Annotated in this window: 28 protein-coding genes and 1 tRNA gene; 2 read left to right on the top strand and 27 right to left on the bottom strand. The window is 51.2% G+C overall.

From position 1 onward, the window contains the following. Window positions 1-4 precede the first annotated feature (4 nt). From modB to PGS38_RS04985, 22 genes are all read right to left on the bottom strand, one after another. Window positions 5-709, bottom strand: coding sequence for a molybdate ABC transporter permease subunit (gene modB / locus PGS38_RS05090; protein ID WP_118595023.1), 705 nt, complete (start codon window positions 707-709; stop codon window positions 5-7). Window positions 710-862: 153 nt separating this feature from the next. Next, a complete protein-coding gene (modA, locus tag PGS38_RS05085) occupies window positions 863-1,810 on the bottom strand; it encodes a molybdate ABC transporter substrate-binding protein (RefSeq protein WP_118595025.1) in 948 nt (315 codons plus the stop codon). A 26-nt stretch (window positions 1,811-1,836) separates the two neighbouring features. Then, window positions 1,837-2,859 carry an XdhC family protein gene (locus tag PGS38_RS05080; protein WP_055266414.1) on the bottom strand — a complete coding sequence of 341 codons (1,023 nt, stop codon included), beginning with the start codon at window positions 2,857-2,859 and terminating at the stop codon, window positions 1,837-1,839. A 29-nt stretch (window positions 2,860-2,888) separates the two neighbouring features. Next, window positions 2,889-3,326 carry an MOSC domain-containing protein gene (locus PGS38_RS05075; RefSeq protein ID WP_022462461.1) on the bottom strand — a complete coding sequence of 146 codons (438 nt, stop codon included), beginning with the start codon at window positions 3,324-3,326 and terminating at the stop codon, window positions 2,889-2,891. A 37-nt stretch (window positions 3,327-3,363) separates the two neighbouring features. After that, window positions 3,364-4,335 carry a GTP 3',8-cyclase MoaA gene (moaA, locus tag PGS38_RS05070; protein ID WP_119188494.1) on the bottom strand — a complete coding sequence of 324 codons (972 nt, stop codon included), beginning with the start codon at window positions 4,333-4,335 and terminating at the stop codon, window positions 3,364-3,366. A gap of 3 nt (window positions 4,336-4,338) precedes the next feature. Continuing rightward, window positions 4,339-5,364, bottom strand: a complete 1,026-nt coding sequence (locus PGS38_RS05065; protein ID WP_117802062.1) for a molybdopterin-binding protein — start codon at window positions 5,362-5,364, stop codon at window positions 4,339-4,341. A 29-nt stretch (window positions 5,365-5,393) separates the two neighbouring features. Continuing rightward, a complete protein-coding gene (gene yqeB, locus PGS38_RS05060; protein WP_117802061.1) occupies window positions 5,394-6,239 on the bottom strand; it encodes a selenium-dependent molybdenum cofactor biosynthesis protein YqeB in 846 nt (281 codons plus the stop codon). 151 nt (window positions 6,240-6,390) lie between these two features. Further along, window positions 6,391-6,762, bottom strand: coding sequence for a winged helix-turn-helix domain-containing protein (locus PGS38_RS05055; protein WP_055227948.1), 372 nt, complete (start codon window positions 6,760-6,762; stop codon window positions 6,391-6,393). A gap of 15 nt (window positions 6,763-6,777) precedes the next feature. Further along, window positions 6,778-7,014 carry a putative Se/S carrier protein gene (locus PGS38_RS05050; protein ID WP_022462466.1) on the bottom strand — a complete coding sequence of 79 codons (237 nt, stop codon included), beginning with the start codon at window positions 7,012-7,014 and terminating at the stop codon, window positions 6,778-6,780. A gap of 57 nt (window positions 7,015-7,071) precedes the next feature. Continuing rightward, window positions 7,072-8,220, bottom strand: a complete 1,149-nt coding sequence (locus PGS38_RS05045) for an aminotransferase class V-fold PLP-dependent enzyme (RefSeq protein ID WP_117509365.1) — start codon at window positions 8,218-8,220, stop codon at window positions 7,072-7,074. Further along, complete coding sequence (gene yedF / locus PGS38_RS05040; protein WP_082424948.1) at window positions 8,217-8,831, bottom strand: sulfurtransferase-like selenium metabolism protein YedF; 615 nt, start codon at window positions 8,829-8,831, stop codon at window positions 8,217-8,219. Before yedF ends, PGS38_RS05045 begins: the two co-directional genes overlap by 4 nt. A gap of 26 nt (window positions 8,832-8,857) precedes the next feature. After that, window positions 8,858-9,901 carry a selenide, water dikinase SelD gene (gene selD / locus PGS38_RS05035; protein WP_055220516.1) on the bottom strand — a complete coding sequence of 348 codons (1,044 nt, stop codon included), beginning with the start codon at window positions 9,899-9,901 and terminating at the stop codon, window positions 8,858-8,860. A 21-nt stretch (window positions 9,902-9,922) separates the two neighbouring features. Further along, a complete protein-coding gene (locus tag PGS38_RS05030) occupies window positions 9,923-10,438 on the bottom strand; it encodes a MogA/MoaB family molybdenum cofactor biosynthesis protein (protein WP_117804729.1) in 516 nt (171 codons plus the stop codon). Between the two features lie 3 nt (window positions 10,439-10,441). Further along, a complete protein-coding gene (moaC, locus tag PGS38_RS05025; protein ID WP_022462471.1) occupies window positions 10,442-10,930 on the bottom strand; it encodes a cyclic pyranopterin monophosphate synthase MoaC in 489 nt (162 codons plus the stop codon). A gap of 25 nt (window positions 10,931-10,955) precedes the next feature. After that, window positions 10,956-11,741 carry a selenium cofactor biosynthesis protein YqeC gene (gene yqeC, locus PGS38_RS05020; protein WP_118640353.1) on the bottom strand — a complete coding sequence of 262 codons (786 nt, stop codon included), beginning with the start codon at window positions 11,739-11,741 and terminating at the stop codon, window positions 10,956-10,958. A 190-nt stretch (window positions 11,742-11,931) separates the two neighbouring features. Then, on the bottom strand, window positions 11,932-12,666 hold the full coding sequence (locus PGS38_RS05015; RefSeq protein ID WP_118640352.1) for an immunoglobulin-like domain-containing protein: 735 nt from the start codon (window positions 12,664-12,666) through the stop codon (window positions 11,932-11,934). A 5-nt stretch (window positions 12,667-12,671) separates the two neighbouring features. Then, a complete protein-coding gene (locus tag PGS38_RS05010; protein WP_055227943.1) occupies window positions 12,672-13,373 on the bottom strand; it encodes a polysaccharide biosynthesis tyrosine autokinase in 702 nt (233 codons plus the stop codon). A gap of 15 nt (window positions 13,374-13,388) precedes the next feature. Beyond that, window positions 13,389-14,132 carry a YveK family protein gene (locus PGS38_RS05005; RefSeq protein WP_055228010.1) on the bottom strand — a complete coding sequence of 248 codons (744 nt, stop codon included), beginning with the start codon at window positions 14,130-14,132 and terminating at the stop codon, window positions 13,389-13,391. A gap of 19 nt (window positions 14,133-14,151) precedes the next feature. Then, window positions 14,152-14,880: a CpsB/CapC family capsule biosynthesis tyrosine phosphatase gene (locus PGS38_RS05000; RefSeq protein ID WP_055227942.1), complete on the bottom strand. Its 729-nt coding sequence runs from the start codon at window positions 14,878-14,880 to the stop codon at window positions 14,152-14,154. Window positions 14,881-15,069: 189 nt separating this feature from the next. After that, on the bottom strand, window positions 15,070-16,251 hold the full coding sequence (locus tag PGS38_RS04995) for a MerR family transcriptional regulator (RefSeq protein WP_118640351.1): 1,182 nt from the start codon (window positions 16,249-16,251) through the stop codon (window positions 15,070-15,072). Between the two features lie 59 nt (window positions 16,252-16,310). Then, window positions 16,311-17,333 (bottom strand): dTDP-glucose 4,6-dehydratase, encoded by a 1,023-nt coding sequence (rfbB, locus tag PGS38_RS04990; protein ID WP_022461570.1) that lies wholly within the window; start codon window positions 17,331-17,333, stop codon window positions 16,311-16,313. 148 nt (window positions 17,334-17,481) lie between these two features. Then, on the bottom strand, window positions 17,482-18,321 hold the full coding sequence (locus PGS38_RS04985; RefSeq protein WP_055227940.1) for a MerR family transcriptional regulator: 840 nt from the start codon (window positions 18,319-18,321) through the stop codon (window positions 17,482-17,484). A 184-nt stretch (window positions 18,322-18,505) separates the two neighbouring features. Here PGS38_RS04985 and PGS38_RS04980 point away from each other — a divergent pair, with 184 nt between their 5' ends. Next, entirely contained in the window at window positions 18,506-19,852 is a 1,347-nt protein-coding gene (locus PGS38_RS04980; RefSeq protein WP_118640350.1) for an MATE family efflux transporter, read from the top strand. 58 nt (window positions 19,853-19,910) lie between these two features. Here the strand turns inward: PGS38_RS04980 and PGS38_RS04975 are convergent, their stop codons facing one another. The 4 genes from PGS38_RS04975 to PGS38_RS04960 form a co-directional block, all read right to left on the bottom strand. Then, a complete protein-coding gene (locus PGS38_RS04975) occupies window positions 19,911-20,165 on the bottom strand; it encodes a DUF6171 family protein (protein WP_117813736.1) in 255 nt (84 codons plus the stop codon). A 61-nt stretch (window positions 20,166-20,226) separates the two neighbouring features. Beyond that, window positions 20,227-21,729, bottom strand: coding sequence for an alpha-N-arabinofuranosidase (locus PGS38_RS04970; protein ID WP_118595035.1), 1,503 nt, complete (start codon window positions 21,727-21,729; stop codon window positions 20,227-20,229). Window positions 21,730-21,929: 200 nt separating this feature from the next. Further along, window positions 21,930-22,003, bottom strand: a tRNA-Arg gene (locus PGS38_RS04965). 153 nt (window positions 22,004-22,156) lie between these two features. After that, window positions 22,157-22,672: a transcription repressor NadR gene (locus tag PGS38_RS04960; RefSeq protein WP_055220692.1), complete on the bottom strand. Its 516-nt coding sequence runs from the start codon at window positions 22,670-22,672 to the stop codon at window positions 22,157-22,159. Window positions 22,673-22,892: 220 nt separating this feature from the next. On the opposite strand from PGS38_RS04960, the gene sigG reads away from it, so the two are divergent. Next, window positions 22,893-23,678 carry an RNA polymerase sporulation sigma factor SigG gene (gene sigG / locus PGS38_RS04955; RefSeq protein ID WP_055220491.1) on the top strand — a complete coding sequence of 262 codons (786 nt, stop codon included), beginning with the start codon at window positions 22,893-22,895 and terminating at the stop codon, window positions 23,676-23,678. Window positions 23,679-23,688: 10 nt separating this feature from the next. Here the strand turns inward: sigG and PGS38_RS04950 are convergent, their stop codons facing one another. Beyond that, window positions 23,689-24,492, bottom strand: coding sequence for an AraC family transcriptional regulator (locus PGS38_RS04950; RefSeq protein WP_117509373.1), 804 nt, complete (start codon window positions 24,490-24,492; stop codon window positions 23,689-23,691). Window positions 24,493-24,574: the final 82 nt, after the last annotated feature.

The following is a 24,574-nucleotide window of genomic DNA, read 5'->3' as shown; positions in this document are numbered from 1 at the left end:
TCCTCTACCACTGTTTCTGATTTTTCTTTCTCCGGTTACCCAGAAGGTTCATTGCCGTCATCGCAAGGAATCCGACGAGCAGTACGACAACAGACCAAAAACCCGCCGTTTTATAATCCCCGTCCTGAATCACCATTGCGATTTTCTGGGAAACGGTACCCGTCTTTCCCGGAATATTTCCGGCCAGCATCGACGTCGCACCGTACTCACCGAGCGCCCTTGCAAATGCCAGTACCGTACCGGAGAGCACGCCGGGACCTGCCGATGGGATGACCACTTTCCAGAAAATCTTCCACTCCGACATACCAAGCGTCCGCGCCGCATAGATCAGGTTCGTATCCACCTGCTCAAATGCCGCTCTCGTATTGCGGTACATCAGCGGAAACGCGATAATCGTTGCCGCCAGAATACAGCCAAGCCATGTCTGTACTGCCTTGATACCGAAATTCTCATACAGTGCAGCACCAAACGGACGGCGGAGGCTGAAAATCAGAAGCAGGAAAAAGCCTGCAACGGTCGGCGGCAGAATCATCGGAAGTGTCAGAAAGCCGTCAATTACGGCACGCGCGCCGGGACGCAGCTTCATCACCGCACGCGCGGCAAAAATACCAAAGAAAAAGGACAGAATCGTCGCCACAATACCGGTCTTGATCGAAATGACAAGCGGGCTCCAGTCCAGTGACTGTAAAAAATCCAGTATTTCCTGCATAACATTTCCTTTCTATCCATGGCAGCCCTGCATACCTGCATCACGCATCCTGCCCGGATTTTCTCTGATGCAAAACCACCGTCCGTAGAAACGAAATCTTTCTTTTTCGGACGGTGATTCCAAATCCCTGCTGTTTTTTGTGGGATCTTCTTTTTATTCTACCTCTGTATCAAAGTAATAATTCCGGAAGATGGCGGCTGCCTCATCAGAAGTCAGAAACTCTACAAAGTCTTTCGCTGCTGCCTGCTCGGTCTCATCTGCCTCTTTGTTGACAACCTGTGCTGTCGGGTAGATGACATTTCCGGTCAGATCGTACGGAACGACCTGCAGAACCTTCAGACGGTCCTCCAGACCGTAGGTATCGGAATAATAAACCGTACCAACCTCGTTGGATCCCTCTGCAACTGCGGAAGTAACGGCTCCTACGTTTGCACACTCATTGATTTCCACGCCGCCGAGCGCTTCGGAAACCTGCTGGGTTGTGATAGCCGATACGTCGTCTGCTTTCTCCAGAATGCCTGCATTGACCAGTGCTTCTCTTGTGTATTTTCCAACCGGAACGGAACCGTCTGCCAGTGCGATGCTGGATGCCTTGTTCAGATCCTCCAGGCCCGTAACTTCTGTATTGTTTCCCTCATAGGTTACAACGCAGACCTGATTGTTTACGATGTTGTGACGGGTTCCCTCAACCAGGAGATTCTCACCCTCAAGCTGATCCATCTGTTTTGCTGCTGCGGAGAAGAATACGTCGCAGGATGCACCCTCTTCGATTTGTGTCATCAGGGTTCCTGAGCTGTCATAGCTTCCAACCAGTTTGACATTCGGCTGGGTCTTATTGTACTCGATGATCAGCATCTCCATTACGGAGTTCAGGCTCTTTGCGGCAAATACGGTGACGGTGGTATCGTCAAATACTTCGCCGTCTGCTGTGCTCTTGGCGCTGGATGCGCTCTCTGCTTCCGAAGAAGCGCTGGATGCAGATGTGCTCTCTGCCTTGGAGCTGCTCTTACTGGAAGAATCTGTGGAATTGGAAAATCCGCATGCGGCAAGAGAAAGTGCCATAGCTGCCATCAGAAGAATGGATACGGTTTTCGTTTTCATGATAATTGACTCCTCATTTTGTATATTTACGTATGAAGCGCCGGATGTGCACCTTTTCGTTTTCCGGTTTTTGCTGACCGGATCTGAATGAGCTGTGCGGCAATGCTGATTGCAATCTCCGCCGGCGTCTCGCTTCCGATCTCGATTCCGATCGGGGCATAGACACTGTCGAGCTGTTCTCCGGTAAAACCCTGCGCTTCCAGTTTTTCGCGCACATACTTTGTCTTTCTGCGGCTTCCCACCACACCGATGTACGACGCGCCGGTGCGAAGTGCAAACGCCTCGGCATCCGCATCGCACCGGTGGCCGCGTGTCACAATCACGAGATAATCATTTTTCCGGATCGAAAGAATCTCGTCCAGTTTCGTAAAATCCACCAGCATGGTCTGCCCGGCATCCGGGAACAATGCTTTGTCCACATATTCCTCCCGGTCATCGAGTACGATACAGCAGAAATCCAGATGATGCAGCACCGGAACGAGTTCCTGGGCCAGATGGCCGCCGCCGAACAGATAAACCTTTCCGTCGTAGCAGAATTCCTCGGCGTAATACGTTTTCCCGTCCAGTTCCAGAATCCGGCAGTGGCCCGCTTTTTCCTGTGCCGCCGGAAGCATTTCCCACGCTTCTTTTTCCAGCACGCGGATGCCGGTTCCGTCCAGCGCAAAAAAAATCCAGTAACTGCGGTACTGCTCCTGCGCCGCAAGTGCCTGCGCCAGACTTTCTGCTTCGCCGTGCGCTCCATTCATAAAATAGAAGCACACCTTCACTCTGCCGCCGCAGACCATGCCAAGCCCCTTCCCCTCTCCGGTTCCGAGATCGTATTCTCTGTATTCACTTTTCTTCTCCTGCACCAGCTCCTGCGCATGCAGAACCGCCTGATATTCCAGGTTTCCGCCGCCGATAGTTCCGAAAATCCGTCCTTCCCGGCCGACCAGCATATAGGCGCCCGTCGTGCGCGGAATGGAGCCGTCCCCTTCGGTGATAAAGGCAAGAACCGTGTCCTGTCCCTCTTCCAGCTGTGCAAGCAGTTTCCGGTAAAGTTCGTCCATGTTTCCTCTCCTTGTGTCTGATCGCTGGTCTACTTTTCCGTCACCAGTTCGATGGTGTCACCCTTTTGAATCGTGCCGCCGCGCAGCACCACCGCGAAAACGCCCTCCCGCGGCATGATGCATTCACCCATGCGTTTGAAAATCTCGCAGTGGCTGTGGCACTCCTTTCCGATCTGCGTCATCTCAAGCAGCGCATCCCCGCAGGAAAACCGCGTGCCGACCGGCAGATTCCGGAAATCATATCCTTCCACGATCAGGTTTTCCCCGAAGGCGCCGAGCGGAATATCCGCCCCTTTTGCACGGAAGGCTTCTATTTTTTCATACGACAAAAGGCTCACCTGGCGGTGCCAGTGCCCGGCGTGTGCATCGCCCTCGATGCCCCAGTCTTCCACCAGCTTCGCCGTTTCCACCTCGTGCTTTGCCGTTCCCCGTTTTTCACTGATACAGATTCCTATGATTTTTCCCATTTCTTTTGTTTCCTCTTCTTTTCGAACCGCCGTCATTTCATCCGCCGATACCGGACATCAGGTGGTGCTCTGTCATATCCTTCGGCCGCTCAAAGCAGTGTTCCATCGGCTTTTTTAAGATTGCCTGTGCCATCACATCCCGCAGATCCGCCGCCGTTCCGTTCTGCAGAACCTCCCGCAGATCCACGCCGTTCTCATAGCAGAGACAGAGCTTTAAAAAGCCGCGGCTTGTCAGCCGTACGCGGTTGCAGCTTCCGCAGAACTTTCCGTGGATCGCGCTGATAAAGCCGACGGGCATCGACAGCTTTTTGTACCGCACATAAGCCGCAGGACCGTTTCCTTCTTTTTCCTGGTCCGGCGTACATGCCCCATACCACTGTTCCAGCTCTGTTTTCAGCGCCTCATTCGACGGACCCACGTACGATTTTCCGGCGCCCACCGGCATCACCTCGATGAACCGCACCGGGACTTTTTCCTGCTCTGCAAATTCAATCAGTTCCTGCGCATGCAGTTCTTTTCGATGCACCGCATTCAGCTTCACTAAAAGACCCGCCTCTTTGGCCGCGCAGATGCCCTGCTTTACCTGCTCCAGCGCATCGCGTCCGGTAAGCGCCGCAAACTCTGCCGCATCCACTGTATCCAGGCTCACATTCACACTGTCACAGCCGGCCGCCTTCAGATCCCTCGCACACGATGCCAGGCGCACGCCATTCGTCGTGATCCCAACGGATGCGGTGCCCGGCACTGCTTTTATTTTCTGCACCAGCTCCACGCACTCTTTTCTTACCAGCGGTTCCCCTCCGGTAATCCGGTAATGCGTGATGCCAAGCCCAGCCGCGGCGTGCACAATCTTCAGCATCTCTTCGACGGTAAGCGGTGGATTCTGTTCCGCCTGCTCCAGTGCACAGCCCGCCGCACTCTCCGGCATACAGTACCGGCATCTCAAATTGCACGCGTCCGTGATGGAAATCCGCAGGTAATCTATCGTTCTGTCATACTGATCCTTCATCGTTTATCTGCCTTTTCCAAAACCGCAGTTCGGGAAGGTGCAGACCTTGCAGTTCAGGCAGAGACCGCCCTCGCCAAGACCGGCCAGCTCCTCCGCTGTCACCTCATCATCTGCAATGAGGCGCGGCAGGACAAGATCGAAAATCGTCCGTTTCGAATACATGACGCATCCCGGCAGGCCGACGATCGGTGTTCCGTTTTCGGCATACGCCAGAAGGAACATGGCTCCCGGCAGCACCGGCGCGCCGTAAGAAACGATGCGTGCTCCGGTATTTTTGATCGCCAGCGGCGTCTTGTCGTCCGGATCCACACTCATTCCTCCGGTGCAGAAGACAAGATCGGCACCCGCTTCCATCGCGCGTCGGCATCCGTCTGTGATCTTCGATGCATCATCATCGTAAACCTCATGAAAGATCATCTCCGCGCCGAATTCTGCCAGCTTTTCCTGGATAACCGGTGTGAAGGTGTCCTCGATCCGATGGTAATACACTTCATTTCCCGTTGTCAGAACCGCAAATTTTTTCTTGTGGAACGGCTTTAAGGTCAGGATCGGCCCGTCGGAACAGACTGCCTGTGCCGTCTCCATCTTCTCTTTTTTGATGACGAGCGGAATAATTCTCGTCCCCGCCAGTTTGTCGCCTTTTTTCACGTATGTATCACCGTGGCGCGTCGCAATCATCATCTCGCCGAGGCTGTTTACTTTTTTCAGCTTCTCGCGGTCCACTTTCAAAAGACCGTCGCAGTCCGCGATCAGTTCAATTTTTCCTTCTTTGACATCGGACGGATGCATGTGATCGTTTTTACACATATCGTAAAGAATCTGTGCCGCCTCATTTTCATGCAGCATTGTATCGTCCTTTTCCCAGATGTAAATGTTGTCCTTTCCGACACTTAACAGCACCGGAATATCTTCTTCTGTAATGATGTGGCCTTTGCGGAATACCGCATCTTTTGTCACACCTTTGATAATCTGTGTAATATCGTGGCAGAGCACCTGGCCTACCGCGTCTTCTGTTTTCATCAGTTTCATCTGAAACGCCTCACTTTTTCTATTTGAATCTATTCCAGTTCCCCGCAGATCACTTCCAGCACGCTTCCGGCGATGCACCGCGCCTTATCGGAAATCGTGAAGCAGTTCTGCAGTTCTTCTTTCCGCGGATCGATGTCCGCAATCTTAAATCCCTTCGTCACCGGATAGCCGTCGCGGATCAGCCCGCGCAGCAGACCGGAGAGAGATGCTTCCACAGGTACCGTCCCGTTTTCTGTCTCAATCTCTGCAATCACAGCCCTGGCTTCCACAATGTCTCCGATCGAAGCCACATTCCGCAGAATACCTTCCGCCTGTGCATGCATCACACGCTCTTTTCCGTACCCGCCGATGATGCCCGGAATGCCAGTGTTCGGAACCGCGCTTCCGCTTCGGATCACGCGTCCAAGATTATGACCGCGCTTCGTCTCAATTACAACATCCACATCTTCTCCTGCCGTAAAGCCCGGTCCGAGGGCAATCACAAGCGGCGCCATCTCTTTTGTCGTCCCGAGATTTTTCTTCGCCAGAATCGCATCGACCACGACGGCCGGGCGAAGTGCTGCAATGCTTAGTCCCGCCGGATCCACGAGCACCGGAACACCATCTTTCTTCCAGATCCGCTCCATTTCCTGTTCCAGAAGTTCTTTCCGGTTCTTTTTCTCTGCGAGATCCACGTCCATGCGCACGGCTTCCACGTCCTCTACCCTGGCGCTGCCGGCATATACCGCTTCGCTCAAAGCCACCTGCCGCCGGATCGCCGCCGGGTGCTCTGCTTCCAGAACCAGCAGACGAAAGCCCGCTTTTTTCAGACGATGGATCGTACCGGTTGCAAGATCTCCTGCTCCCCGTACCACGATCAGATCTTTCTTTTTCATCTTCGCTGTCTTCCTTCTTTCGTTTCAGCAGCCGCCGTTTTCTTCCGTCTTCCGCGGTCTGCCTCGTTATTCTCGTGCGAGAATAACGCTTTTTCCATTAATAAAAATACAGGAAAGGACCCGTTTTGTCAACGTGTCCCCGTAAAAAATGTTATTTTTCTTCTGTTCCAAACCACTTCTGAAACGACGCATCGGCGCCTGCGCGGACTTCTTGTTCAAACTTCCGGTACCGCTTCAGGAATTCTTTTCCCTCCGGGGTCAGTACCGTCTGGCCGCCGTTGCTGCCGCCCCGGTTGCCCTGTACCAGCGGGATGCCGAGATCCTCCTCGGCGCGCTTTAAGATTTTCCATCCCTTCGAGTACGCCATCTGCATGCATTTGCAGCCCTTCAAAAGGGAGCCGGTTGCTTCCACATGCTCCATCAGCTCCGCCACACCGGGACCGAAGGCATGATCCGTCCGGCTGACGCGCAGCCGCATGTCGTACCGCAGCTTCTGTCGTAATGTTTCTTCTTTTTCTTCCATTTCCACCTCACACCTCTACAACAGCACACGGTACTCCGCCTCATAGGCAAGTCCCGCCGTCTGAAGTGCCGCAAGGATTTCTTTTCCCTCTTCCGGCGCTGCTTTCCAGGAAAGGCCGCAGCCCGCCGTAATTTCCCGCGGAACGGGGATCATCCTTCCCGGCAGGCCGTGCGCTCTCGCATACTGCTCCATCTGCATCGCCTGCGTTGTCCCCGCAAACGTCAGAATCCAGGTTTCTTTTCGCTGTCTCATATCGTTTCTTCCTTTTTCCAGCTTCTTTTGTATCCCGGATGCCGGCTGCCGCCTCTCTCACTGCTGCATTTCTTCTTCGGCAAACTCCCGCAGAGCCTGCGCGGCAATCCGGACTTCTTCTTCCGTCAGTACATGGGAAAAGCTGAACCTCACGGCTCCCTGCTCCCGTGTCCCGAGTGCTTCGTGCATCAGCGGCGCGCAGTGTGCCCCGCTTCGGACTGCAATACCATAGTTCTCATACAGCCAGTCGCTGACATATCCCGAATCACAGGAGCCGATGTTTAATGCCGCCGTTGGTACCCGCTGCTGCAGATCGTCTGTTCCATATAAAGTAAGTCCCGGGATTCCCTGAATTTCCTCCAGAAAGAGGTGCATCAGCTCCCTCTCTCTTTTGTAAATCATTTCAATCCCCGTCTTCTCCAGATATTCCAGCGCTCCCAGAAGTCCCGCAATTCCGTGGACATTTAAAGTTCCCGCTTCCAGGTGCTCCGGCATCGCCGCAGGCTGTTCTTTTTCATAGCTTCGGATTCCGCTTCCGCCCATTTTGAGCGGCCGGATCGAAAGTTCGGGACGGACGTAGATTCCGCCGGTTCCCTGCGGCCCTAATAGTCCCTTGTGGCCGGAAAAGCAGAGCACGTCGATCCCGCTTTTCTGTACATTGATCGGCAGAATCCCCGCTGTCTGCGCCGCATCGACGATCAGAAGCAGGGAATGGTGTTCCGCAATTTCGCACACCCGCGCAAGATCCGTGATATTTCCGGTCAGGTTGGAGGCATGCGTAACGACAAACGCTTTCGTGTTTTTCCGCACTGCCGCTTCCATCTGATCGTAATCGATCCTTCCAGATACATCCGCCGGAATCACGGAAAGCTCCAGTCCCTGTTTTTCCAGTGCATACAGCGGGCGCAGAACGGAATTATGCTCGCAGACTGTCGTGATCACATGATCCCCCGGCCCGAAGAGTCCGAAAATTGCCGTGTTCAGTGCCTCCGTATCGTTGCACGTAAACGCAATCCGCTCTGGACTCTCCGCGTGAAACAACTCTGCCAGCCGCATTCTCGTCTCAAAGACGATGCGGCCCGCATCCAGTGTCGCATCGTGTGCACCGCGGCCTGCATTTCCACAGCCGCGCAGTGCCTGGATCATACGCTCCTCTGCTTCTTTTGGATGCCACAGCGACGTTGCCGCCGAATCGAGGTAAATCATGGCTTAATCACGCGGTCTGCGCTGCTCATGCGCTCCACGATGTCATACATGTTGGTCACACTGCCGACCTGCAGCTTTTCAGTGATGCCGTAGAAGTTCAGGCATGTTCCACAGGTCAGAATTTCAACGCCGCGCGCTGCCAGATCTTTCAGATCCTCCAGGGACTCGGAACCCTCGCAGGTCAGCTTTGCACCGCCGTTGTAGCACAGAATCGTATCCGGCAGCTCATCCTGCTGGGTCAGTGCATAAAGGAAGCTCTTCATCAGAATTTTACCCAGCTCCTCGGCTCCTTCGCCCATATGGTCTGCAGAAAGAACGACGAGTTTTGTTTTCTTTGCCGCCGGTACGAGGCATACGGTTTTCTCTTCTGTTTCAGCCGGCTCTGTTTCCGATACGGTGAACTCCACATGATACTCTTTTTCTTTCTTCTCTTTTACCAGAAAGCCATATCCTTTCTGCTGCGCCATTTTTTCCAGGTTCTGCACGGCGATTTCATTATCCACCAGAACCTCCACTTTTCCGCTTCCCGCAAGTTCTGCAATCGCATTTTTTGCCTTTACCAGCGGTACCGGGCACACATCACCCATTGCGTTTACTGTCTTTTTCTCCATCTCTGCCATTTTTCATTCTCCCTGCCTTACCATTTCCTGCTCTGTGTCACATAAATTTCGGTTCCTGCCGGCTCTGTGATTTTTCCAACGATTGCTGCCGGAATCCCCTGCTCCAGCAGTTTTCTCTGCATTTTTTCTGCATCCACGGCATCCACGGCCATCAGAAGCCCTCCCGATGTCTGCGGGTCAAACAGCACCTCCTGCATGCCGAACGGTATATCCTTAAAGGTCACATGCTGCTCCAGATGATTCCGGTTCCGCTGGCCTGCCGCAGTGATCAGAAACTCCTCCGCCGCTTCCACAGCCCCCGGGAACACCGGAATCTGATCCGCCCAGATATGGCAGGACACGCCCGACTCCATCATCTCATGCAGATGTCCTAGGAAACTAAAGCCCGTTACATCGGTACAGGCATGAATGTTATACTTCCGTGCCGTCTCCGAGGCGTACTTATTCAGCGTCATCATCGATTCCACTGCCTTTTGAAATCCCCCCGGGTTTTCCTCCCCGACGCGGTGCGCCGCACAGAGAATGCCGGTTCCGAGCGGTTTCGTCAGAATGAGCAGATCACCCACGCGGCCAGTATTGTTCTGCCAGATCCGGTCCGGATGCACGGTTCCCGTGACAGAAAGGCCGTATTTTACACTGTCATCCGCAATCGAATGACCGCCGGAGAGCGATCCGCCCGCCTCCTGCACCTTTTCCGCGCCGCCGCGCATGATTTCTCCGAGGACATTCAGATCCATCTGTTCCGGAAAGCAGACGATATTCAGGGCTGTCCGCACCTCTCCGCCCATCGCATAGATGTCGCTTAAGGCATTCGCCGCCGCAATTTTTCCAAACGTGTACGGATCCTCCACCACCGGCGGAAAGAAATCCAGCGTCTGGACCATCGCAAGGTCGTCCGTCAGCCGGTAGACGGATGCATCGTCTTTGCTGTCATAGCCCACCAGCAGATTCGGATCCTTTTCCCCTTTCGGCAGCTTCTCCAGAATATGTTCGAGCACGCCTGCCCCGAGCTTTGCCGTACAGCCGCCGCTCTTACAGAAAATAATTTTTTCTTCTTCCATCGTTACCTGTTCCCTCTTTTTTCAGCTTCTTCCGCACTCTCCGTCCGTTCCGCGCAGAAGTCCCAACGCATGCGGCAGGGTATCAAGTACAAATCCAAGACTCTCTTCCACCGCCTTCGGGCTTCCCGGCAGATTGATAATCAGCGTCCGATGACGGATTGCACTCACTGCCCGGCTCAGCATCGCCCGTTTTGTGATCGCCATGCTGCCCGCGCGGATCGCCTCCGCGATGCCAGGTGCCACACGGCCGGATACCGCCAGAGTTGCCTCCGGTGTCACATCCCGCATGGAAAATCCCGTGCCGCCTGTCGTGAGGACAAGATCGCACTGCTCCAGATCGGCAAGCCGGATCAGTTCCTCCTCGATCATCGCCCGCTCATCCGGCAGAAGACGCATCGAAACGACCTCATACTGCTCCGCCGGAAGCAGCTCTTTGATCCTTGGGCCGCTCTTATCCTCGCGCTCGCCCTGATATCCTTTGTCACTTAACGTTACAATTCCCACCCGGAAAACCGGGAAATCTTTCTTTTCTGTCATGCTTTATTTTTCCTCTTTCTGATAGATATAATGACCGCTCTTTCCGCCGTCCTTTTCCAGAATGTGGATATCACGAATCACCATGCCGCGGTCCATCGCCTTGCACATATCGTAGATCGTGAGCAGCGCTGTGGAAACGCCAGTCAGCGCCTCCATCTCCACGCCGGTCTTTCCGACACATGATGTGGTGCACACGGCCGTAATAGAATTTGTATTCTCGTCCGTGGTAAATGTCACTTCGCAGTTCGTCAGCGGCACAATGTGGCACAGCGGAATCAACTCCGCATTCTTCTTCGCCCCCATGATGCCTGCCAGCCGTGCAACGCCGAGCACATCGCCTTTTTTCGCCGTATGGTCCCGCACGGCTGCAAATACCTCCGGGCTTACCTGTATGGTTCCCGTCGCCGATGCTGCCCGGTACGTGTCAGGCTTCTCATGGACATCGACCATGACGGCGCTGCCGTCTTTCTTAAAATGGGTAAATTCCGCCATCTGTCTCCTCCGTTCTATTTCCGTTTTATTCTCCGGGTTCCCACTCTTCTTCCGCTTCACGCACGGGAAGCTCTGCTCTCCCATACCAGGGATTCGTGTTCTCACCGCTTTGTCTTCTGTTTCCTGTCGCGCACGTAACCAGAACATGCTCGATCCCCTGCCTGCGCAGCAGCTCCACAAGTTTCTCTGCGGCCGCCCGGTGTTCTTTTTCCTCATACTGGTGCAGTACCGCATAAAACGTTCTGCCTTTCAAATCCTTCTGCTGTCCCTGTTCCGATGCGATCAGCCGTGCCAGATCTTCTTCCGTGATATGGTGTTCCATCGTACAGCCAAGCAGTTCCGCCGCCCGTTCTGCCCGAAAGCAGCCCTTGCCAAGCGGCTGTCCCAGTGCCGAAAGACCTGTCACACCAATCACAAGATCTGAAGAGGAAAGCAGCGCCGGTTCATGTTCCGCCGGTGCCTTGCACGGCAGGTGCCTCGCGCCGTCCGCCTCGATCAGCGTCAGATCGGCCTTTTTGCGTGCCTCTTCAAATAGTTCCGTTTCCGGCATGGAAAGCTTTTCCGGATCCCGGCAGGCACTCCCGATAATCGCTGCGCGGCCTGTGCGAAGTTTTCTTTCGACCGCTTCCAGACTCTGGTCATGCCATTCTTTCGGCGGACGGTAAATGTGCGTCGAAGTTGTCACCAGTACCTTCTGATCGTTTTTTACGCAAAAGCCTGCCATCTCGTACAGTAGCGTCGTTTTTCCGCCGCCGCCGATGATAGAAACTACATGGTTCTTTTCCTTTAAAAATGGGAACGCCGTTCCCATTCCTACCGGCTCCAGCTTCTGTTTTTCTGTTTTCTGCCAGATTCAAAGCATCTCCTCTGCCCCCCTTCTGCCGTCTTTCTTTCTCACTCTACCATACTCATTTTGGGCTGTCAAATTTTACTCGCGCCGTAAAAACTTGAAAAAAGAACTGCCCCGATCGGGCATCCCCATCAGAGCAGTTCTTCTATTCTTACTGAACGTGTACGGTAAGCACCGCTGCATTTGATCTGTTTCCATCGCTGTCCGTCACATGATACGTCAGCGTGTAATCTCCCGGCACTGCAGTATCCACATCGCCGTCGATCTCAATTTGGTTAAAGAGTGACTCCTGGCTGTCTGCATCATCGGTCATCTCTTTGATATAGCTGGTTTTGTCCAGATTGTTTCCGGCTTCCACTGTTACTTCATACGTATTCAGGTACAGTTTTGGGCTTTCCGCCGGCAGTGCTTCGATTTCCATCTGCGCATCTGTCTCATTTTTTGTGCCCTCTGTGTCATTCTTCTGCGGCTCCTCTGCTGCCGGTGCAGACTCATCTGCCGCCCCACTGTTATCCGTTTCCTGCGTAGCCTCATTTTCCGCCGGGGTATCTTCCGCTGCAGCTTTATAATTCACGCGGCGTGTTGCTTTTGATACATTATTGTGACTGTCCTTTGCCGCATAGACAACCGATGCACTGGTATGGTCATCGTTCGGGAAAATGTTTTCAATCACCAGCGAATCTGTCACATCTCCGTCTTTCTCATCCGTTGCAGTAACACCTTCCAGCAAAGGCGCTGTATCACTGCCTTCCGCATACGTTACATCCCCATCAGCTGGAAGCTCGATTTCCGGGCCTTTTCGGTCGTCCGTCACTACGACAGCTGCTGTACCGGCTCCTAGCGCCACGCACAGGACAATCAAACCTGCAACAATCCCTTTTTTCATGGCAGTTAATCGTCCTCCTCCTGGCCGTAATCTCCATATTTGTACTGACCGTATTTTCCGTATTTCCCATACGCCTGTTTCTGCATATCCACCTTGTTCAGGACAACGCCAAGCAGCGGGCAGTTACTTCTCTCGAGCTGGCTCTTTACTTCCTGTGCAAAACGATAGCTGATCACACCGGACTCAATGACCATGATTGAACCATCACAGATTTCTGCAACGATTGCACTGTCGATAACGCTTCCAAGCGGAGGAGTATCCACAATCACATAATCGTAAACTTTACGAAGTGCATTTAAAAGACTTCGGAAGTTCTTTCCCCCCAGAAGCTCTGCCGGATTCGGCGGAAACGGGCCGGAATAAATCATGTAAAAGTTCTTTACATTGGTAGAACAGATGACATCCTCCAGAGTTGCCTGACCGGACAGGAAGTGTGCCAGTCCGCGAACAGATTTCTGTGTTTTCGTTCTTCCAAGAAGAACCGATTTCCGAAGATCGGCATCGATCAAAATCACTCTTTTTCCGCTCTCTGCAAGAGAAATGCCGAGCTGCATAGAAACACTGCTCTTTCCCTCATTTGGTGTACAGCTTGTAACCGCGATTACTTTCTTATCTTCTCCGCAGAACTGAAGGTTGGTCCGAAGAGATTTGTAGGCTTCCACAATCTGATAGCCTGATTTTTCCTGTTTTACTACTACCTGATTCACGTTCCGTATCCTCCCTTATTTCTTTCTTCCACGGCCGTTTTTGTTTTTCTTCTTGCTCTTTTTCTGTCCTTCTGCAAGAGGAATTATGCCGAGTGTACTGACACCCAGATAACGTTCTACATCTTCGGAGGTCTGGATGGTGTCATTTGTCAGATAAACAATAATGATGATGACAATCGCGATAAATGCACCTGCTATTGCACCGATCAGCCCGTTTTTCTTAATACTTGGGCTTACCGGCTCATCTGGAATATTCGCCTCATCTACCACATTTACAGCTTCTGTGTTCATAACGTTCTGAATATGATCTGATGCTGCTACACGGATTGCATCCGCCATCTGGCTTGCTACATACGGATCTTCGTCTTTTACTGTAATCGAAAGGATACGCGTATCGTTCTGTGTAGTAACAGTAATTTTGTTCAAAAACTCCTCATAGGTAAGATCCAGATTTAACTGTGCAATAACGGTTTCAACAACCTGACGGCTCTGAATCAGCTCCGCATAGTCTTTGGTTAAAAGAGAACTTGCCTGCAGATCTCCACTTGTTACAGTACTGCTGCTGTCCTGTTTTGACAGTACATACATTTTTGTCGTCGATTCATACTGCGGCTTCATAAATACTTTGCTGACCAGTACCATCAGAAGGCCAAGTGCCAATGCAGCTAAAATCACATAGCCAATTTTGCTCCAGAGCACACGAAGCAGTTCCAGTAAATCGATTTCAATTTCATCCTGATTCTGTTGATTCGTTTCCATCTTCTTCTCCTGACTTTTTTTAGATTTCTCCGGCATCCCTTAAGATTTCCATCGGATTATCGTGGAAAATCCTTTCGGCATATGCCTCTCCCATTTTTTTTGAAACATAGGCAGCGCCTGCTCCTATGTTGGGAATACGTGTTTTTGTGTTGTGGGAATCGCTGCCGACAAAACCGAGCAGATCTTCCTTCATCAGTTTTCTGCAGTAGCGTTTTGCCCCCCACGTATACTTTCCAAGTATACTTTCCACATTCACCTGCAGTCTTGCGCCCATATCCACCAGATCGCTGGAAAATCCGACGCTCTTTACCGTTGCCTGATAGCGCTCCACATGCGCGATAATCGGTTCATAACCGCAGGACAGTACATTGTAGACTCTCTCACGGATATGCTGTGCGGAATCTCCCTCGGAAAATTCCAACAGAACATAGGATGAACCGGCCATGGTCACATATTTCCGTTTTTCCAGGATATCCTGAAGATCCATGTTCGAGTGAAGTTCACACCCGAGATAAAGCGACATATCCGGATATTCCTTTTTTGCCGCTTCCTGCAGTTTCAGAAACTGCTCATGTACCTTTTTTGCCGGTGTTTCAAACATCCGCCGCCGATAATGCGGTGTGATGATAATCTTCCTGACCCCGTCCTCGTGCTGCATTTTCAGCATCGCCAGCGACTCTTCCAGGTCAGCTGCACCGTCGTCTACCCCCGGGACCATATGGCAGTGTACATCAAATAATTCCTTCATACCTTATCCCTCTTTTTGTGTTCTTTCTTCAAGTCACGCATACTTAGACATTCTACTTTAGTATACATCCTTTTGTGATCTCTGGCAATACAAAAAACATACTCTGTATTTATTTTTTAACATTTTTGTCAAACTTGCCTAAAATGAGGGATAAAAAAGAGACCTCCATTTTCATGTCGGCCTCTCCCGTTATTTTCTGCAGATGAAAACCCCTGCCTCTTTTGTGATCGCAATTCCGCCGTGTTTCTGAATTTTCTTTTCCAGAAATTCTTTGAATTCCCGCTGTCTCGGATACAGATACTCATTCTGATTTCCATGGCAGGAAAGGATATAGTCCAGAAGCGGCTCCGGCCGGTCGACCCAGAGACTGTCCTCGTAGATTCTTTTCTCTACGCTGCCAAAATAAGGCTTTAACTGCTTTTCTCCGTGATCCAGACCAAAAATAGTATACAGCGCCACCTCCGAAAGATTGATCTGCGGATCAAACTCCTGTACCAGATCGGTAATCTCTTTCATATGGCCTTTTCCATACGTACTGCAGTAGAACACGCCGTCATCTGAAAGCACACGGCTGATTTCCTGCAGACCGCGGGACAGATTCTGGACATAGAACAAAACATGATTTGCAATAATCCGGTCGTATTCCGCATCCGGAAACGGAAGCTTCTGGCAGTCCAGTGTCCGGAAATCAAAACAGAATGCCTTTTCTTCTCCCAGATTTTCCGCCGCATCCCGGATCATGCCGTCCGACAGGTCAGACAGACAGATATACTTTCCTTTCAGCACGGATGGCTCCGCTTTTTTCCAGAGCTGCCCGTTTCCGCAGCCGATCTCCAGAATCCGGCGCGCACCGTCAAAATCCATCTGTTCCAGAAGCCACGGGAACCATCCCTTTTTATTTTGGGAATACTGCTCGTGCAGCGAAATACGGATATTCAGGTTTTCCCCGTTTTTGTACTGCTCCACCAGCATCTTTTCCATATCGGTCAGATGAATCAGGTTCAGAATACCGGTCCAGTCGATCTGGTTCGTCTCCTCCAGAATCTGCGTCGTATTCTGCAGCGCCTTTTCCATCTGCTCCAGATTTTCCATCTTCTTGCGCACAAGTCCGATCTGCATTTTCAATGACTTCAGAATATCCGCGCTCGTATCGTGAATCGTCATGTTTCCGATCTCATTCAGCGAAAATCCGAGATATTTCAGCGATAATATTTTCTGCAGCTTCAGAAAATCCTCATCCGAATACATCCGATAACCGGATTCGTTGATAAAGCTTGGCTTCAGCAGCCCTTTTTTGTCGTAATAGCGAATTGTCCGAATGGTCACATGGGCCATCCGGGCAAATTCACCAGTGGTATAATATTGATCCATATCCACCACTCCTTCGCAAAAGCCGCTTTTTTGCGGCCTTTGCATTTCACTTTTCTCTCTTACAGACGGTCTTTGTACATCTCAGCAAAGTAGTTCTGATACTCACCGCTGATGATGTGTTTCCACCAGTCTTCGTTATCCAGATACCACTGAATTGTCTGTGCAATTCCGGTATCGAAGTTGTATTTTGGTTTCCATCCAAGCTCAGTCTCGATCTTGGTCGGGTCGATTGCATATCTTCTGTCATGGCCCGGGCGGTCTTTTACGTATTTGATCAGAGATTCCGGTTTGTCCAGAGCTTTCAGGATGGTCTGTACTACCTGAAGGTTTGTTCTCTCGTTGTGTCCGCCAATGTTGTAAACCTCGCCTACTTTACCTTTATGGATAATCAGGTCGATTGCTTCGCAATGGTCGGATACGTGCAGCCAGTCTCTGACATTCTCACCGTTTCCGTATACCGGAAGCTCTTCGTCTGCCAGTGCGCGGCTGATCATAAGCGGAATCAGCTTCTCCGGGAAGTGATACGGGCCGTAGTTGTTAGAGCATCTGGAAACGGTAACCGGGGTACCGAAGGTTCTGTGGTAAGCCAGTACAAACAGGTCTGCGCTTGCTTTGGATGCAGAGTACGGGCTGGAGGTGTGGATCGGGGTATTCTCTGTAAAGAACAGGTCCGGGCGATCCAGCGGAAGGTCTCCGTAAACCTCATCGGTAGATACCTGATGATATCTCTTTACGCCGAATTTTCTGGAAGCATCCAGCAGTACACGGGTTCCCATTACGTTGGTCTGAACAAAGATGCCCGGATCCTCGATGGAACGGTCTACATGGCTCTCTGCTGCGAAATTGACAACAACGTCAAATTTCTCTTTTTCAAACAGATCCATGATGAAAGCTTCGTCTGCGATATCACCTTTTACAAATTTGTAGTTCGGTTTGTCCTCAACCGGTTTCAGAGTCTCCAGGTTTCCTGCATAGGTCAGCAGGTCCAGGTTTACGATCTGATAATCCGGGTATTTGTTTACCATGTGATGTACGAAGTTTCCGCCGATAAATCCGGCTCCGCCTGTTACTAATACTTTCATGCTTTTTCTCCTTTTTGGTGTGTTTATCGTCTCAGTTTTATGTCAATTCAACTTGTTGTACCCTCACTATAATGGGTGACGTTGCGTCATGGTCAAGAGGAGAATGAAAAAAGTTTGTGAAAATCTTGTTTTTTCCCCTCCTACCTGTCTATCTTAAAATTTTTACGGCGATTCTCGTAATATACTGTTCCATTTCCTGACTGGTCAGCGCGTCCACCATATATTCCTCATAAAAGCGGTCATCCAGCAAAAATTTCTGTTCCGTGGCATATCGGAACAGCTTCCGGTACGCCGCTTCAATTCCCTGCCATGGTCCTTTATAATAATAGCAAAGATACTCTCCCTCCGGCCGAACCGTGTATCGCACTTTCGCCGGCACACGATCAAAAATCAGATAGAAATCACGGTAATCCAGAAAATTCCCCGTTTCCAGTGTTTCCCGTTTCTGAACAAACCCCACATTATACGAACTTCGATTTCCGTATTGCCCGCAGTAAGCATAGAGCTCTCCGATTTTCTGATTGACTGCCAGATTATCCGCTGACTCGCTGTGATTCGTGACAAGATACTGCAACGGCAGGGTATGAATTCCCACAGGACAGAAGGGATCTTTTTCAAACGCCTCACGGCATTCCGCCGATGCCTGTGCCAGAAACCGCTTCTTTTCCCCAATCCAGCGCTGCATCTCGCGGAGCCGCTGCATTTTTTCGCGCACCACCTTCTCCTCCTGTTCCAGCAGTACTCCGAATTTTTCAGGACTTCGCTGTTCCAGATAATTTCGAATCTCTGCCAGCGGCATGCCCAGCTCCCGCAGCATTCCGATCACATCAAACGTTTCCATCTGATCCATCGCATAATACCGGTAGCCGTTTGTCCCTCTTCTTTTTGGTACGAACAGCCCAATCTCATCATAATGGAAGAGCGTTTCCTTTGTCGTGCCTACCAGCGCTGCAAATCGCCCCGCGCTTAAATACTCCTGTTTTCCCATTTCTGACTCCTTTTCCTGAATATGTGCTCTCGGAATTTTTCCTGTTTTTCACCTTTTTTGCACTTGACTATAGGGTTACCCTATCCTTTATAATAGCAAACGATTCAAATTTTCACAAGAAATCTTTCCCATCTAAAGCGTGTCTGAAAAAGGCTTTTCACACATAAAAAGGAGGTTTTTGATTATGAGCCAGTCACTCGCCAAGGATTTCAACTTCCGCTCTCTGCTGAAGTTTGCGTTTCCATCGATCATCATGATGATCTTTATGTCTCTCTACAGTATTGTGGATGGCTTTTTCATCGCACAGTACGTGGACAGCATGGCGCTTTCCGCCGCCAATATCGTCTATCCTGCCGTCAGCATCCTTCTTGCCGTCGGCATCATGTTCGGTACCGGAGGCAGCGCCGTTGTCGCCGCAAAGATCGGACAGGGAAAACTGGAGGAAGCCAACCGTAACTTTTCTGCCCTTACCCTTACCACACTGATCATCGGTATTCTGGGCGCAGTGCTCGGCAACCTGTTTTGCCGTCAGATCTGCAGTCTGCTCGGTGCAACGCCGGTGCTGATGGATTACGGTACCGCCTATCTGCGGACGATCCTTTCCTTTGCCCCGGTCTGTCTTCTCCAGGCGCTGTTCCAGTCCTTCTTTGTAACAGCAGGGCGCCCGGGACTCGGACTTTCCCTTACGGTGTCCGCCGGCATTACCAACATGCTTCTGGACTATCTGTTTGTCGTTCCGCTCCATCTTGGTGTTGCGGGAGCGGCCCTTGCCACCGGCCTTGGCCAGTGTATCCCGTCCGTTGCCGGTATTTTATACTTTACCTTTGCCCGAAAAGGCCTTCGTTTCACCAGGCCGGAGTTTTCCAAAGGCCTGCTCTCCACAAGCTGCTTCAACGGTTCCTCCGAGATGGTCAGCAATCTTTCCGCAGCCGTTGTCACTTACCTTTTCAACATGCTGATGCTGAAATTCGAGGGCGAAATCGGTGTTGCCGCCATCACGGCGATTCTGTACGGACAGTTTCTCTTTGTTGCGCTGTACCTCGGCTACAGTATCGGCGTTGCACCTGTGTTCAGCTTCAACTACGGCAGCCGGAACAAACAGCGGCTGATCCGGCTTTACCGCATCAGTATCCGCTTCGTCGTGGTAAGCTCTGTGATCATTGCACTTGTGGCTGCCTTCGGTTCTCCTGTTATTTCCGCCGTTTTCATGCAGAAAGGCACCTATGGCTTTGAACTGACCCGCCACGGTGGTTACCTGTTCTCCATCGCCTATCTGTTCTGCGGTACGAATATCGTCGCCTCCGGCATTTTTACGGCACTGTCAGACGGAAAGACCTCTGCTTTGATTTCCTTTTTGCGAACCTTCGTCTTTATCGTTCTTTCCGCGCTGCTTCTGCCGCTCGTGCTTGGCACCAACGGTGTGTGGCTGTCAATTCCGGTCGCTGAGTTTCTGACGCTGTTCATCTCCGTGCCGAAGCTGTCCCGCTATTTCAGAGATCCAAAAGTCGCACCGCAGACAAAAACAAATTGATTCACAAAACCCCGCAGTGCAATCGCCTCTGCTCCGGCTTGATTACAATCCGTTTCGGTCACCATTTTTTCCCCGGGCAGTCCCGCAGTGCAATCGCTGCCCGCATCTCCACGTAGCAGCCGCACATGCGGCACATGCCGGACAGCAGCTTTTCGCATTCCTTACAGATCGAAAGCCGCCGCTCGTATTCCTCCCCCGGCGTTTTATCGTCCGCCGGAATTCTTGCAATATAATCGTACATATTCTGAAAAAAGCCTGCCTCGTCCATCTCACGAAGCAGGCATTTTTTACAGATCCTGGTATTTCCGTCCATCAAACTCCTCCGGAACCGAATCTTTTTTCATCCCAAATATCTTCTGGTTTTTATGGTTTCCCTATTTTACGGCGATATGAAGCACACTGCATGCCGGAATGGTAAAGGAAATTCCCTCTTTTGTTGCCTGCACACCGTCAAAGCCCTGAACGCCAACCGTCTCCGGCGCTTCAAAGGTGTTTTTATCCTGCATATGGCCGGTTACGATCTCGGCTTTGATCTCGCCGACTTCTTTTCCAAGAAGTACCGCCTCTACCAGATATGCTTTCTCCAGATCCACATTCGTCATCGTAATATGAAGTACACCGTTGGCATCTACCGAAACAGATTCCGTCAGATTCGGAACCATGTATTCGTCTTCCAGACCAACCTGCTCCGTTTCCAGAGAGCTTGCCAGAAGATCATTTTCCTGATGTACCTGATACAGATCGAAAACATGATACGTCGGAGTTTTGACCATCTTTTCCCCCTCTGTCAGGATCATCGACTGCAGAACATTGACCATCTGTGCGATATTTGCCATCTTGACGCGGTCGCTGTGTTTGTTGAAAAGATTCAGGTTGATCCCTGCGACCAGTGCGTCACGCATGGTATTCTGCTGATACAGAAATCCCGGATTCGTTCCAGGCTCCACATCATACCAGGTACCCCACTCATCCACGATCATGCCGACCTTTTTGTCCGGGTCGTACTGATCCATAATGGCGCTGTGACGGCGGATCAGCTCTTCCATGTACATCGTCTTTTTCATGGTCTTATACCAGTCTTTTTCCGCAAATTCCGTTGCACTGCCCTTGTGATCCCAGGTTTCCGGAACCGTATAGTAATGAAGGGACAGTCCATCCATCATGCCGTGCTGCTGCGGGGAGGTTCTGCGAAAGCATGCTTTCATCACTTCCTGCGTCCACTCATAATCATCCGCATTGGCGCCGCAGGCAATCTTCCGGATCTTTTTGTTTCCATCGTAATCACGCACAAAGGTCTGATATCTGCGGTACATATTTCCGTAGAATTCCGGATTCATATTTCCGCCGCAGCCCCAGTTCTCATTGCCGACGCCGAAGAAATCGACGGTCCATGGCTTTTCGTGCCCATTTTCCGCACGAAGGTCTGCCATCGGAGATACACCGTCAAATGTCATATATTCAACCCACTCCGACATCTCCTGTACAGTACCGCTTCCCATATTTCCGTTGATATAGGTTTCACATCCGATCTGACGGCAGAGTTCAAAAAACTCGTGGGTACCGAAGCTGTTGTCCTCGACAACACCGCCCCAGTTGGTGTTGATCATTTTTTTGCGGCTTTCTTTCGGTCCGATACCGTCTTTCCAGTGATATTCATCTGCAAAACATCCGCCCGGCCAGCGCAGTACCGGAACTTTGATATTTTTCAGTGCTTCAACAACATCGGTACGCATTCCGTTCACGTTCGGAATATCGGAATTTTCTCCTACATAGAGTCCTTCATAAATACATCTTCCCAGATGCTCCGAAAACTGTCCCTGGATTTCCTTATTGATTTTTGAAAGCTTTCTGTTCGCATCAATTACTAACTTAGCCATAACTTGTCCCCTTTCGAGATCTTAAATTTGGCTTTATTATAGGAGATGTATCTCACTTGTGTCAATGAGCGTACAAGTTGTTTCCCCATGATTTTTTCAAAAAGTGCGGCCGTCTGGCTGCTGACCAAAAGGCCGCTTGTTTTATTTTTCATTCTGCATACGAAAAAACCGCCCTGGTTTTCACCAGGACGGTTACCGTCCGTGCGTTAGAGGATTCGAACCCCCGACCTTTTGGTCCGTAGCCAAACGCTCTATCCAGCTGAGCTAAACGCACATTTCTTTGTCGCTTTAGAACTCTTTGTTTATCACTCGTTCCCGCTGACATCATGTATATTACACTATCCTAAGAGAAAAGTCAACACCTTTTTGAAAAAAATTTAAAATTTTTTCGAATAACAGTTTTTTGTGAAAATAAGGGCTTTTTCCCCTATTTCACAGTCCGCACCAGGTAGTCTTTCTTTCGCAGTTCCTCTTCAATCAGATCCAGGGTCTGCGCAGAGTCTGCCGATACGGTATGAAAATGTTCCCCTGATGTGATATTCTTCAGCGGCCGTGATTTTCCCTGCCGGATTTCTTCCATAAACAGTGCCACCTTATTTCGTGAACTGATATTAAGTTCCGCCCGCAGTTCTCCGTAAACCTCGTGACGCACAATCACATCCAGCACAACGCCGCCGAAATCCACAATTGTATTCAGCTCGTCCTGCATCTGCTCATCCGTGTGATTCACCTCAAAGACCCGCGTCTCTCTCACCGGGCTGCTGCAGATGTAGCCGCGGTTTGTCGCAATCACATCGTATCCGGCAGCGCGGATCAGGGCAATGTCCTGGACAATCACCTGACGGCTGACTTCACAGCTCTTTGCCAGCGCTGCACCGGAGACCGGCGTCTTACTGTTTGTTATTCTTTGAAGAATCTCTTCTCTTCGTTCCTTTCCACTCATCATAAAACAAGACCTCGCATTTCGTACACTTCCCTTATCTTATCACACTTTCCGCCGTTTCTACAATAGCAGGAAATCATTTTCCAAAAGCTTTGTCAAGGACTAAAACTTTATGAAATTTTCCGGGCTCTCGTATATTCGTCCCGCCAACTGCCAATCATGAACGTATAACAGTAACGAACGGTAACCATACGTTCCATGTTTCAGGAGGATGCATACCATGGCGATCAATAAAGTTGAACTGTGCGGAGTCAATACATCACGCCTTCCCGTACTGAATGCCGAAGAAAAAGAGACTCTGCTGAAAAAGGCCCGCGAAGGAGATGCTGCTGCCCGCGAACGCTACATTCAGGGCAATCTGCGCCTTGTCTTAAGCGTGATCAAGCGCTTCTCCAACAGCAGTGAAAACGCCGACGATCTCTTTCAGATCGGCTGTATCGGCCTGATTAAGGCGATTGATAACTTCGACACGACCTTAAACGTCCGTTTCTCCACCTATGCCGTGCCGATGATCATCGGTGAAATCCGGCGGTATCTGCGTGACAACAATGCGATCCGCGTCAGCCGTTCCCTCAGGGATACTGCCTACCGCGCCATCTGCGCCCGCGAACTTTATCTCAAGCAGAACCAGAAAGAGCCTTCGATCGAGGAAATCGCCGCTGAAATCGGCATTGGAAAAGAGGATATCGTCTATGCCCTCGATGCAATCCAAAGCCCAATGAGTCTGTATGAGCCCGTCTACACGGAAGGCGGCGATACCCTGTATGTCATGGATCAGTTAAGTGATAAGAAAAATAAAGAAGAAAACTGGGTGCAGAACCTCGCCCTGCAGGACGCGGTCGCCCGTCTCAATGAGCGCGAACGCCAGATCATCCGCATGCGTTTCTATGAGGGGCAGACCCAGATGGAGGTTGCCCGGGAAATCGGCATCTCGCAGGCGCAGGTCAGCCGGCTGGAAAAGTCCGCCCTGCGCTCTATGCGGAATTATCTCTCCGACGAGCGGTAACGCCCGCCGTTCACTGAATTTCTGCAAACTCCAGCCGGTAATCCGACGGCGGCATTCCATAGTGTTTCCGGAACACACGGGAATAGTAAAAGGGATCTTCAAATCCGCACGACAGCGCCGTCTGTTTGACCGTCATCCCCATCTGCAGCAGCTTTTCTGACTGCTGCAGCCGATATTCCAGCAGATACTGTCCTGGTGACCAGCCGATTTTCTTCTGAAACAGACGGTTCAGCGTTGTGCGGCTGACCGCCATTTTCCGCGCAATTGTCTCCGCGCAGAACTCACTCCTGTGATACCCTGCGGCAATCAGAGCCATCGCTTCCATAATCCGCGGATCCTCCTTCTTTCTCTCCTCCCGCTGCGGCTCCGCCAGATCCTGGTACACGCCCAGAAGCGCAAGCAGCACACCGACGGCCTCCTGGCTGTTCCGGCGATAGAGTTCCATCTGGCAGAGACGCTCAAAATACGGCAGAAGCCTTTCCTGACGGAGAGGCGGCGCCGCCGGCTGCTGTGGGTTCAGTACCGACCGTGCCAGAATCTGCCGGCATTGTTCCCCGACAAAATCAACCCACACATATTCCCACGGCTCGTTCTCATCCGGCGCATACTGCACCACCTGCTCTGGACAGATTAAAAAGCTCTGTCCGGCGGTAAGTGTGTACGTCTTTTTCCCGCAGGTAAACGTTCCCTTTCCGCTTATAATATAATGTATAATATAGCACTGCCGTACACCCGGCCCCCAGGAATGCAGATCATGGCAGTCCTGCCGCCCGGCATCGACAGGCCGGATCCCGTTCATTTCTGATACAAGCATATTCTTTCCTTTTCCCGTATTTTATTCTTTATGAAGCAAAAATCCATGCTTTTGTCTTAAAATTCCATGGTTTTGCTCTGGA

The sequence above is a fragment of the Fusicatenibacter saccharivorans genome (assembly GCF_027667425.1).
GTDB lineage: Bacteria > Bacillota > Clostridia > Lachnospirales > Lachnospiraceae > Fusicatenibacter > Fusicatenibacter saccharivorans.
The sequence above is the reverse complement of the archived record's forward strand: the minus strand, read 5'-3'. Positions and strand labels throughout refer to the sequence as shown.